The sequence below is a fragment of the Robiginitalea sp. SC105 genome, assembly GCF_014243345.1.
GTDB lineage: Bacteria > Bacteroidota > Bacteroidia > Flavobacteriales > Flavobacteriaceae > Robiginitalea.
Genome location: NZ_JACLZF010000002.1, coordinates 1,148,468 through 1,160,414 on the forward strand (window position 1 = coordinate 1,148,468; position 11,947 = coordinate 1,160,414).

Consider the following 11,947-nt stretch of genomic DNA (forward strand, 5'->3'; position numbering starts at 1 on the left):
GTCCTGGATGGGCTTTGCCCGTTTGCCGGCTTAACTGATGTAATCCCAGCGGTTCTTAAATACCTCCATCCGGGATAGCTTGGCGCGGACCACCTGGTTTTCCGGATGTGTTAGGGCCGGGTCTTCACGCAGCAGTTGCTGGGCAAATTGGCACGCAGACTGCAGCAGTTCACGGTCACGTACGAGGTCGGCGATGCGGAGGCTCAGGATACCGCTTTGCTGTGTACCCATCAGGTTGCCGGGCCCCCGGAGTTTCAGGTCGGTTTCGGCAATTTCGAAACCGTCGCTGGTCCGGACCATGGTTTGCAGGCGGGTCCTGGCATCTTCCGAAAGCTTGGGGCCACCCATCAGGATGCAATAGCTCTGGTCGGCCCCGCGTCCCACCCGGCCCCGCAACTGGTGGAGTTGGGACAGGCCAAACCGCTCGGCGCTCTCAATGACCATGACGCTGGCGTTGGGGATGTTTACGCCCACCTCGATCACCGTGGTGGCAACCATGATATGGGTTTTCCCACTGGCAAAGCGCTGCATTTCATATTCCTTGGCTTCCGGCTTCATCTGGCCGTGCACGATGGAAACCTGGTAAGCGGGCTGGGGAAACTCCCGGCTGATGCTCTCAAAGCCGTCCATCAGGTCCTTGTAATCCATGGCTTCCGATTCCTGGATCAGCGGATAAACGATATATACCTGCCGGCCTTTTGCGATTTCATCCTTCAGGAAACGGAATACGCGGAGCCGGTCGGCATCGCTCCTTAGCACGGTCCGCACCGGCTTCCTGCCCGGGGGCAATTCGTCGATCAGGCTGATATCCAGGTCCCCGTACAGGCTCATGGCCAGGGTGCGGGGAATCGGCGTCGCGGTCATGACCAGGATGTGGGGTGGCCGCTCATTTTTCTTCCAGAGCCGCGCGCGTTGTGCGACCCCGAAGCGGTGTTGCTCGTCGATGATTGCCAGGCCCAGGTTTTTGAAAACCACCCGGGCTTCCAGGACGGCGTGCGTACCTATCAGGATGGGCAGGGACCCATCGGCCAGGGCGGCGAGCATCGGTTTCCGGTCTTTTTCCCGGACTGACCCTGTAAGCAGGCCGGCGGGAATACCCATAGGGTCCAGAAGTTCCCGTACCGCGTTGAAGTGTTGCTGGGCCAGGATCTCCGTGGGGGCAACCAGGCAGGCCTGGTACCCGTTATCCAGGGCCAGCAGGATGGAAAGTACTGCGACAATGGTTTTGCCAGAGCCCACATCCCCCTGGAGCAGCCGGTTCATCTGTGCATTGCTTCCAAGGTCTGCGCGGATTTCCCGCAGCACCCGTTTCTGGGCCTCTGTGAGGTCAAAGGGCAGGTATTTTTCATAAAAAGTGGTAAACCGCTCGCCAACCTGTTCAAAGAGGAACCCCTTGATGCGCTGTTTGCGTTCGTTTTTCTTGGAAAGCAGGGCCAGTTGTATGTAAAATAGTTCCTCGAACTTGAGGCGGGCCTGGGCACGGGCCAGGAGCGCATTGGAATCCGGGAAATGGATTTGTACCAGGGCCCTGGATTTGGGCAGCAGGCGGAGGGAGCCAAGGATGGATTCAGGGAGCGTTTCAGGCAGGCCATCCCGCAACTGCCCCAATACGGTTGCCACCCACTGGGTGAGCAGCCGGTTGCTCACGCCCTGCCGGCTCAGTTTCTCGGTAGACGGGTAGACGGGCTGCATCCTCAGGCGCTTTTGCTGCTCGTGTTTGGAGAGCAGTTCCAAATCCGGGTGTGGCATGGAAAACGCCCCATTGTACCAGTTGACCCGTCCGAAGATCACGTAGGGCTCCCCGAGTTTGAGCCGCTCCCGGAACCATTGCTGGCTGCGGAACCAGACAAGCTCCATCTCCCCGGTGTCGTCCCGGAAAGTAGCCACCAGCCTCTTCCCCCTTTTTTGTTCCACCGTTTTAAGGTGCACGATCTTTCCCACCAGCTGTACCTCTGCACTGCTCCGTTCCAGTTCGCTGATGGTGTAGTACCGGGATTTATCGATGTAGCGGTTCGGGAAAAAGTACAGGAGGTCCTGGAAGGTTTTCAGGCCCAGCTCGGATTCCAGCAGCCGGGCCCTGCCGGGCCCGACTCCTTTCAGGTACGCGAGGGAGGTTTGCCTGGGATCGGGTTGCATCGGACTAAATTAAGGGTTCCCCAATATTCCTGCAACCGTGCAAATGCCTAAATTTGGTCTAAACACCCGTGACGTGCAGCGACACCTACTATGTTTTACCCTGGTGGCCTTTTGGCTGCTGACTGCCGGATATGGCCAGCAGGCACGGGTGGATTTCCTCACAGGTGCGATTTCGATCCGGCCCGATCCGGCCGACCGGTCGGTTACAGGCAGTGTGGACTATACGTTCCAAACCGTGGGCCGGCCGGACAGCATCCGCCTGGACGCCCGGGACATGACCATCGAAGGGGTACGCCTGAACGGGGAGGAGGTTCCGTTTAAACAGGATGAGGGGCAACTCCGTTTGCCTGCCCCGGAAGCGGAAGGGATCCATCGGATACATGTTGGTTATAAAGCCCGACCAACCCAAACGGTCTATTTTATCGGCTGGGATGACAGCATGCCGGACAATGAACAAATCTGGACGCAGGGACAGGGAAAATACAGCAGCCACTGGGTACCCAGTTTTGACGATATGCGGGAAAAGGTGGTATTTGATCTGGAAATACTGGCGGCCCCCCAATATGCCGTGATCGCAAACGGACGACTCCGGTCAAGGGACACCACCGGGGTACTGACCCGATGGGATTTCGATATGGAGGCGCCTATGAGCAGCTACCTGCTTGCCTTCGCGATTGGGAAATTCGAGGACTTCCGTATCGCTTCAGCTTCAGGGGTACCCATCCGGTTGTTTTTTCCAAAGGGCAGGAGGGAAGAAGCCCGGACCACCTACAGCCATACACGGGAGGTATTTGATTTCCTGGAGCAGGAAATCGGCCTGCCCTTTCCCTGGCAGACTTACAAACAAGTACCCCTCCGGGATTTCCTCTATGCAGGAATGGAGAATACAGGGGCTACGTTTTTTTCGGATGCCTACCTGGTCGATTCTATTGGAAACAACGACCGCAGCTATCTCAATGTAAACGCCCATGAGCTGGCACATCAATGGTTCGGCAACCTGGTTACCGAAACGGATGGGGGGCAGCACTGGCTGCATGAAGGGTTTGCCACGTTTTACGCCTATCAGGCAGAAGGGGAGATCCTGGGGCAGCGCCATATGTTCTGGACGCTCTACAGGACCGCCAGTGCCTTGCGCCAATTAGACGCGGATGGGGAAGGGGAGTCCCTGCTGAACCCGGGGGCGGGGAGCCTGACCTTTTACGAAAAGGGTGCCTGGGCCTTGTTTGCACTGAGGGAGGCCTTGGGGGACGATGCCTTTCGAATAGGGATGCGTACCTACCTGGAAACCTTTGCGTTTGACAATGCCACGGTTTCCGGGTTCCTGGATATCATGGGGACATCGGGCCTGCCCCTGGATAGTTTCCGGGAGGATTGGCTGGAATCGGAGCATTTCCCCTGGGAGCAGGCCGAAGCCCTGTTGAGGAAATACGATGAATCCCTTGCCTATTACCTGGATTTTATCCGGGAAACGGGAGAAACTGCCGATTCCGGGGACCTGGATCAGGCCTGGGAGGCCTTTGAGGCACCGGCTTACCGGGCGGCCCTCCTGACGCGCTACGCGAATTCCTTTTCCCGGGAACAGTGGGAACGTGCCTTTGAGGATACCCGCATCGAGGTACGCAAGGCCTGGCTCAGCAGCCTGGGTCCAACAGAGCCATGGATGCTTCCACACCTGGAGGAGCTGCTGCAGGCACCCAGCTATGAAATCCGGGAAGCCGCGCTTTACAGGCTCTGGACGGAATTTCCGGAGAACCGGGCCCGTTACCTGGACCGGACGGCTGCGCCCACACTCCTCCAGGCACCTGCCCTCAGGCAGCTTTGGTTGCTCCTGGCCCTCCTCACCGAAGGATATGCAACCCCGGTCCAGGCCCGGGAATACCTGTCGGCCCTACGTGCTACCACCGGCCCGGGATATGCCCCGGAAGTCCGGGAAAACGGCTTTTTACTGCTCAACCAGGTGGACGCACTTGGCAGGGATAACCTGCTGGACCTGCTCAGGGCAACGGAACACCACAGCTGGCAGTTCCGCCTCTTTGCCCGCCGCATGCTGGACGACCTGATGGCTGCCAGGCCGGAGCGGGGATTATGGGAATCCCTGGCAAGCGACCTGCCAAAACAGCAATATGCGTATGTTTATGATAAAATAGCACAATTATGAGGGCATTGGTCATTTCAGGGGGCGGGAGCAAAGGCGCTTTTGCAGGAGGCGTTGCCCAGTTCCTGATCGAGGAGCGGGGCCACGATTACGATTTGTTGTTGGGCACCTCAACGGGTAGCCTGCTGATTACCCACCTGGCATTGGGGAAAATCGATAAGATCCGGGAGGTGTACACCAGTGTGAACCAAAACAGTATTTTCAGCAACCGTCCCTTTACCATCCATCACAAACACGGGGTAAACAGTATCGGGATCAACCACTGGGCCGTAATGGGGAACTTCATGAGGGGGAGCAAGACCTTTGGGGAGAGCCACAACCTGCTGAAGCTGATAAAGGATACCATCACCCCCGAGGAGTTTTATACCTTGAAGGAAAGCCACAAGGAGTTGGTCGTAACCGTCTCCAACCTGTCGCTGAACCAGGTGGAATACAAGTCGATAAACGATTTTGAATACGAGGAGTTCTGCGAATGGATCTGGATTTCCTGTAACTACATCCCTTTTATGAGCCTGGTACGGAAAAACGGCTGCGAGTATGCAGATGGCGGCCTCGGTTCCATGGTCCCCATCGAGGAGGCGATCCGAAGGGGTGCGACCGAGGTGGATGCGATCATCCTGCACACGGAGGTCACCCATCTCAACCGGATGCCGTCCCGGAATGCTTTTTCCCTGATGACGAATATCTTTGCCTTTATGCTCGACCGTATCGAGCAGCAGAATATCAAGATCGGTAAACACGTGGCCAGCAACAACGGCGCAATCATCAATTTTTACTACACCCCGACTATCCTGACGACCAATTCGCTCATTTTCGACAAACAGCAGATGTCCCAGTGGTGGGAAAGCGGTTATTTATACGCGGCCTCCAAAAGCGAGCAGGCCAGCCAGCTGGAACCGGAATAGGGGCTACCAGAGTTCTCCTATCTCCCTTTTGACAAAGGAAAGGGCCGTGGCCGAAGGAGAAGCCTTGTCCATGGTTTCGTTCAGGATGTCCTCCCGCAATTTTTCGGCCGTTTCGGAAGTGCTCATCCCGGCTTTCCGGATAGCCTGTATCGTCGCATTCTTGGCTGCCTTGATCACATTCCAGCACTCGTCCGTCATGTAGATCTGTTGGGAGAGGTTGTGGTCGAATTCGTTTTCGATATTCTTGATGAGCAGGTTCTCGTAGTCCGACTTATCCGCGGACTTCGGGGCGACGCGCACCACAAGGCTCGGGATGGAAATCCGTTCCAGGAACAGGGCCATGCGTTCATAGGCCTGCAGCCGGATTGGCAATGCATTTTTCTGACTTTCCTTATGGAGCAGGTACCGCCTGCGCCCTTCCTCGTTCCGGGTATGCAACCTGAAAAAATAAAATGCCACGGCGCCGGTGACTACGGCAGGGAGTAAATAGGCGAAAAGCTGAAAAATTCCGTCTCCGGTCATGATAAAGTCGTTTTAGGTTTGGTTTCTTGAGGAAAACGCCCCAAACCGCCAAAAATTATTCCTGCGGCGCCTAATTCTTGGTTTGCGCCTTGACGCCCTGGTAAAAACTCCGGTAATCCGGGTGGATCAGGATATCCACCCCTTCGCTGAAGTTGCCGTCCCTTCCCCGGGCCACCATGCGGCCAGGTGCAATACCCTGTTGGTCCCTGAGGGCATTCATCACTGCGGTTCCCTGACGGGAAGCCAGTGCGAGGTCGCCGACCATTGAAAGCCCTTCGACGGTCACCCCGAGCTTTGGGTGGGATTTTAAAAGCTTGGCGATCCCCTCGACCCAACTTGCTGCCCCTTCGGTCAGTTCGGCCGAAGTATCCCCCCCGAACAATTGCTCGAGGGAACCCGAAATCACCAGGCTTCCCCCGGCCACCTTTAATTTGGCATCCGGCCCAAGCGTGGCCTTGGCGTCGGTCAGCAGGGCGATGATGGAAGAGTCGTTACTGCTCATGGTATTGGTCATGGCACGGAGCTCCTGTTCCTTGGCCTGGAGCGACCCGAGGGCCTGGTTCAGTGCCGAGGTGTTCTTGTTGGAGACTTCCGCAAAATTCCCCAGGTTCTTCAGGAGCGTGGCATTGGCATCCTTGAGTTCCGACACCTGGCTTTCGTATGAATCCGCCTTGGCCAGGCTGGCCTTCTCGCGGGCCTGGGATTCGGCCAGTTCGCGCTTGGTCTTAAGCAGGCGGGCTTCCAGGGTGTCGATCTGTGCCATGAGTTCGCTCCGGCGCTGGGCAACCAGCGGGTTCACAAACAGCAACCCGAGCAGTACCATAGTGGTGTAAAGCAACAGGGAGCGGGAATTATTTTTCATAGGTGGAACTTCTAATTTTCAGCAAATATAATCGACAGGGCAATAGCCCCGGGAAATTTATTGGCCACTGCCAAGGTAGTCCAGGGTCAGCTCGGTCATCGCCTTTACACCGAGCAGCATCCCGTCGTCGTCAATTTTAAAATCCGGCGTGTGGTGCGGAAAGGATTCGGTGTTTCCAGGGGTCATGCCCCCAAGGCGGAAGAAAAACCCGGGAACTTCCCGCTGGTAATAGGAGAAATCTTCTGCCCCCGTAACCGCCTTGGAATTTTGAACGTTTTGTTCACCTGCCACGCGCCGCAGGGTTGGTAGCATTTGCTCCACCAGTTCCGGGTTGTTATAAGTGATGTCCGTCGCATCCCGGATGGTCAGGGTGGCTTCTCCGTTGTAGGCCCTGGCAATACCAGTAACCATTTCCTGCATCCTTCGGTTAATCAGGTCTTTCATGCCGTAGTCCAGGGTCCGTATCGTACCGATCATCTCGGCGCTTTCCGGGATGATGTTAAAGCGGACGCCGCTCTTGATCTTCCCAACGGTGATCACAGCCGCTTCGTTCGTAAGTTCCGCCTCACGGGAAATGATGGTCTGCAGTCCATCGATGATCTTGGCGCTGATCAGGATCGGATCTACCCCGGACCAGGGCTGAGAACCATGCGACTGCTTGCCTTTGACCTGTATGGTAAATTCCTGGGCTGCGGCCATCGCCCCTCCGGACTTGTACTGAATGGTTCCAACGGGAGTCTGTGAATTGATATGCAACCCGAAAATAGCATCCACATCCGGGTTTTTCAAGACACCTTCCTTGACCATCAGCAGGGCACCGCCTTCTTCCCCGGGAGGAGGTCCTTCCTCGGCGGGCTGGAAGATAAATTTCACCGTTCCGTTTATTTTATCGGTGTGTTTGGAAAGAATTTCCGCCACGCCCATCAGGATGGCCGTATGCGTGTCATGCCCGCAGGCATGCATAACCCCTACTTCTTCCCCGAGGAATTCGGCGGTTACCTCCGATTTAAAGGGCAGGTCGTTGCGTTCGCGTACCGGCAGCGCATCGATGTCTGCCCGCAGGGCTATTACCTTTCCCTGGCCGTCACCCTTGAGAATGCCAACGACACCCGTGTGGGCGACACCCGTCTGCACCTCGATACCCAGCGATTTAAGGTGCGCCGCAATTTTTTCTGCGGTTTGGAATTCCCGGTTGGAAAGTTCGGGGTGTTGGTGGATATCGTGCCGCCAGTCGATCACCTTGGACTCGATGGCCTGGTATTCGGCCTGAAGGTCCCCGTTTTGCGCAAAAACTGCGGTTGCGGAAACCAGTAGTAAATAAGAGAGTAATTTTTTCATGGTTTGGTTTAAAATTTAATCAATCGGTATTCCCGGTCCTGATACCGGATAAGGGCCGTCATGGCCGACAATGCCAGTTGTACGCCCGGCACCGTATTTTCGATGGGGACGTCCCGGGATGCGGAGGACTGGCCGCAGAGGACGATTTCCACACCTGCTGCCATTAACTCGGACAACATTTCGGCATTTGGGTTCTCCAGCCCGTAACGGACAGCGTAATGAGGGTTTGCCAGCAGGTCCGGGGCGGCTGCATTATGGACCACCAGAGCCACCTGCAGATCGCTGGTGGAAACGCCGGAACGGGCGTGCATGTTCAGGAACCTCGCCGCGGTTTCCAGCCAGGGGTTTATCAGGGCCTTGTCTTCCGGGGTACTGCTTATTTCGAGCACCATCCGCAAAGGGCGCCCCGGTTCCAAAGGGAATGTCGCCCCGGGTACCTCCCAGGCTGGGCCATAGCCCTGGATGACAGGCCCCGTAGCCTTTTCCTGGGCGTGCGCATTATGAGGGCCACACATCAGCGAAACCAGGCAGGCAATCCATAAAACGTTCTTTGGTGGAGCCATAAGAGGGCTAAAGATATTCAAATTGGTAAAAACCCCCGGGGGATTGTTTATAAATCCACCCGGGACCGTTTTGAGGTTGCGGTGAATTATGGCTAAATTCACCGTCTCAAAAGTTGCCGCCGCGCATGTTCCTCGATGACCTCAACGATGCCCAGAAAGCCCCTGTTCTGCACAAGGATGGCCCGCTTATGGTTATAGCCGGCGCAGGCTCGGGAAAAACCAGGGTGCTTACCTACCGGATTGCCCACCTGATGAATCAGGGTGTGGATGCCTTTAATATCCTCGCGCTCACCTTTACCAACAAGGCGGCACGGGAAATGAAAAAGCGCATCGCGGATATCGTCGGGACCGGGGAGGCCAAGAACCTCTGGATGGGGACCTTCCATTCCGTATTTGCCCGCCTGCTTCGGTACGACGGGGACAAACTGGGCTACCCCAGCAACTTTACCATCTACGACACCCAGGATTCCCAGCGGTTGATCGCCTCGATCATCAAGGAGATGGGCCTGGACAAGGATGTCTACAAATATAAACAGGTACAGCAGCGGATCTCTTCCTATAAAAACAGCCTGATAACGGTCAAGGCTTATTTTCAGAACCCGGAACTGATGGAGGCGGACGCCATGGCGAAACGACCCAGGCTGGGGGAAATCTACCGGAATTACGTGGACCGTTGCTTCAAGGCAGGGGCCATGGATTTTGACGACCTGCTCCTGAGGACCAATGAATTGCTCAACCGCTTTCCCGAGGTGCTCCACAAATACCAGGAGCGCTTCCGGTATATCCTTGTGGACGAGTACCAGGATACGAATCACTCCCAGTACCTGATTGTACGGGCCCTGGCGGACCGCTTCCAGAACATATGCGTGGTGGGGGACGATGCGCAGAGTATCTATTCCTTCCGGGGCGCAAACATCAGCAATATCCTCAACTTTCAGCGGGATTACGACGATGTGGCGGTTTACCGGCTCGAACAGAACTACCGTTCCTCCAAGAATATCGTGGGGGCGGCCAACAGTGTGATCGCCCGGAACAAGAACCAACTGGAAAAGGTGGTCTGGACCTCCAACGAACAGGGGGCTCCCATCAAGCTGCACCGGAGTCCGACCGATGCGGAGGAGGGCCGGTTTGTGGCTTCTTCGATTTTTGAGGAGAAAATGCAGCAGCAATTGCCAAACGGGTCCTTTGCCGTGCTGTACCGGACCAATTCCCAGTCCCGGGCCATTGAGGATGCCCTTAGGAAGCGGGATATCCCGTACCGGATCTACGGTGGCCTGTCCTTTTACCAGCGCAAGGAGATCAAAGACATCCTGGCGTACCTGCGCCTGGTAATCAACCCCGGGGACGAGGAGGCGCTGAAGCGCATTATCAACTTCCCGGCGCGCGGCATTGGCCAGACGACGGTGGACAAACTGACCGTGGCCGCCAACCAGTCCGGGAAAACGATTTTTGAGCTGATCGAAAACCTGGAAAGGGAACCGCTCGGGCTCCACGGGGGCACGCGCCGCAAACTTGCCGATTTTGCCACGATGATCCGCAGTTTCCAGGTACTGAACCAAACCGCCGACGCCTTTACCCTGGCGGAACACGTCGCCAAGAAATCCGGTTTGCTGCTGGAGTTCAAGAAGGATGGTACCCCCGAGGGTATCGCCCGGATGGAAAACATCGAGGAACTGCTCAACGGGGTCAAGGACTTTGTGGAAGGGCAGAAGGAACTGGCAGATGCCCGGGGAGACCTGAGCGAATTCCTGGAGGATGTGGCCCTGGCCACCGACCTGGACAAGGATACGGGTGATGAGGACCGGGTGGCGCTGATGACCATCCATCTGGCGAAGGGGCTGGAATTTCCCTATGTGTACATCGTGGGGATGGAAGAAGACCTCTTTCCCTCGGCCATGAGCATGAATACCCGGAGCGAGCTGGAAGAGGAGCGACGGCTGTTCTATGTGGCCTTAACCCGTGCGGAGAAGCAGGCCTACCTGACCTATACGCAGAACCGGTATCGCTGGGGCAAGCTGATTGACGCCGAGCCCAGCCGATTTATAGAGGAGATCGCCGAGGAGTATATTGAAAACCTGACGCCCGTCGACAACTACCGGTTCCGCCCCCTGATCGATTCGGATATTTTCGGGGATGTGGACAGGAGCCGGCTCCGGCAAACCAAGCCGGTTTCCGGGACACCCCCTGAACGGAAAGGCCCCAAACCGGAAGAGCTCCGGCGTCTGCGGAAACTTAAACCCGGGCTTTCGGCCCCCAGTGAACCGGATACGGCGATCGCGGACCTGCAGGAGGGGACCCGGGTAGACCATACCCGCTTTGGCCAGGGAACCGTCCTAAAGGTGGAGGGTGTTGGCAATGACAAGAAAGCCGAGATAAAATTTGAGCGGGGGGATGTAAAGAAGTTGCTGTTGCGGTTTGCGAAACTCCGCGTGCTAGATTAAGCCCCGGGGGGGGGAAGCGAATCATCCCAATGAATATTGTATCTTCCCGGGTGGTGGGCACGTAATTGGTCTCCGCTCATCTTCCTTAAAAAAAGTCTATGATTATGTCCGACAGACGCTTGTTTTATCTGATTCTTTTTCTGGCCGGAGGGTTGTTTCCGGGATGCCAGTCCAACGGAAGCGCCCAGGAAACCGATGCCGTGGAAATACCTGCTAACCAGGGTAATTCGGGCACCCTTCCCGATGTGGATGCCCCGGATTATTGGGAGGCTGCGGAACTGGTCTGGAGCGATGAATTTGACGGGGCTGAACTGGACACTGAAAAATGGCGCTTTGAAACCGGGGCCCATGGCTGGGGGAACAACGAGTGGCAGAATTACGTGACCGACGGGGTGACCGAAGTGAGCGACGGCACCCTGAAGATCACTGCCCGCAAGACCGGACCGGGAAGGCAAGTGGGGGATTACGAATCCGCACGTCTCAACAGCCGGCAGGCTTTCACCTTCGGGCGACTGGAAATACGGGCCAGGATCCCCGAGCACAAAGGCAATGGTATCTGGCCGGCACTTTGGATGCTGGGCTCCAATATCGGTACCGTGGGCTGGCCTATGTGCGGTGAGATCGACATCATGGAATATGTGAGTTTTGAACCCGACCAGCTGCACTTTTCCCTTCACAGTGAAGCCAACAACCACAGGAAGGGGACGCAGATTACCTCGGGGCCCGTGCCCCTGCCAACCATCGATGAGGAATTCCACACCTATGGCATCCTGTGGACATCCAAATACATCAAATTTTACCTCGACGACCCCACCAACGTGGAACTTATATTCAGGCGGTCCATCCCGGTAACCGCCGAGAACTGGCCGTTCAGCCAACCCTTTTATTTCCTTATGAATATTGCCGTCGGGGGGGACTGGGGCGGTCAGCAGGGGGTAGACGATTCGATCTTCCCGGCCACCATGGAAGTGGATTACGTCCGGGTTTACCAGGTACCCTAGTTTTTCAGCTTATTATCACTTATG

At 56.4% G+C, this 11,947-nt stretch carries 9 protein-coding genes; 4 read left to right on the forward strand and 5 right to left on the reverse strand.

Annotation, left to right across the window (positions count from 1 at the left end; translation table 11 throughout):
* Window positions 1-30: 30 nt before the first annotated feature.
* Window positions 31-2,136, reverse strand: coding sequence for an ATP-dependent DNA helicase RecG (gene recG / locus H7F20_RS14090; protein ID WP_185786803.1), 2,106 nt, complete (start codon window positions 2,134-2,136; stop codon window positions 31-33).
* A 73-nt stretch (window positions 2,137-2,209) separates the two neighbouring features.
* Between recG and H7F20_RS14095 the strand changes: the two genes are divergently transcribed.
* Together H7F20_RS14095 and H7F20_RS14100 are read left to right on the forward strand one after the other, a co-directional pair.
* The gene (locus tag H7F20_RS14095; RefSeq protein WP_185786804.1) at window positions 2,210-4,294 is read left to right on the forward strand and encodes a M1 family metallopeptidase; all 2,085 of its coding nucleotides are present in this window, start codon (window positions 2,210-2,212) and stop codon (window positions 4,292-4,294) included.
* On the forward strand, window positions 4,291-5,196 hold the full coding sequence (locus tag H7F20_RS14100; protein WP_185786805.1) for a patatin family protein: 906 nt from the start codon (window positions 4,291-4,293) through the stop codon (window positions 5,194-5,196). The genes H7F20_RS14095 and H7F20_RS14100 overlap by 4 nt, the downstream gene beginning before the upstream one ends.
* A 3-nt stretch (window positions 5,197-5,199) precedes the next feature.
* Here H7F20_RS14100 and H7F20_RS14105 read toward each other — a convergent pair whose 3' ends face one another.
* From H7F20_RS14105 to H7F20_RS14120, 4 genes are all read right to left on the reverse strand, one after another.
* Complete coding sequence (locus H7F20_RS14105) at window positions 5,200-5,718, reverse strand: hypothetical protein (protein ID WP_185786806.1); 519 nt, start codon at window positions 5,716-5,718, stop codon at window positions 5,200-5,202.
* Between the two features lie 70 nt (window positions 5,719-5,788).
* Window positions 5,789-6,580 (reverse strand): hypothetical protein, encoded by a 792-nt coding sequence (locus tag H7F20_RS14110; protein WP_185786807.1) that lies wholly within the window; start codon window positions 6,578-6,580, stop codon window positions 5,789-5,791.
* 57 nt (window positions 6,581-6,637) lie between these two features.
* A complete protein-coding gene (locus tag H7F20_RS14115; RefSeq protein WP_185786808.1) occupies window positions 6,638-7,918 on the reverse strand; it encodes an amidohydrolase in 1,281 nt (426 codons plus the stop codon).
* 8 nt (window positions 7,919-7,926) lie between these two features.
* Window positions 7,927-8,481, reverse strand: coding sequence for a DsrE family protein (locus H7F20_RS14120; protein ID WP_255444103.1), 555 nt, complete (start codon window positions 8,479-8,481; stop codon window positions 7,927-7,929).
* A 125-nt stretch (window positions 8,482-8,606) separates the two neighbouring features.
* Here H7F20_RS14120 and H7F20_RS14125 point away from each other — a divergent pair, with 125 nt between their 5' ends.
* Together H7F20_RS14125 and H7F20_RS14130 are read left to right on the forward strand one after the other, a co-directional pair.
* Window positions 8,607-10,922 (forward strand): ATP-dependent helicase, encoded by a 2,316-nt coding sequence (locus H7F20_RS14125; RefSeq protein ID WP_185786809.1) that lies wholly within the window; start codon window positions 8,607-8,609, stop codon window positions 10,920-10,922.
* A 104-nt stretch (window positions 10,923-11,026) separates the two neighbouring features.
* A complete protein-coding gene (locus tag H7F20_RS14130; protein WP_255444104.1) occupies window positions 11,027-11,923 on the forward strand; it encodes a family 16 glycosylhydrolase in 897 nt (298 codons plus the stop codon).
* Window positions 11,924-11,947: the final 24 nt, after the last annotated feature.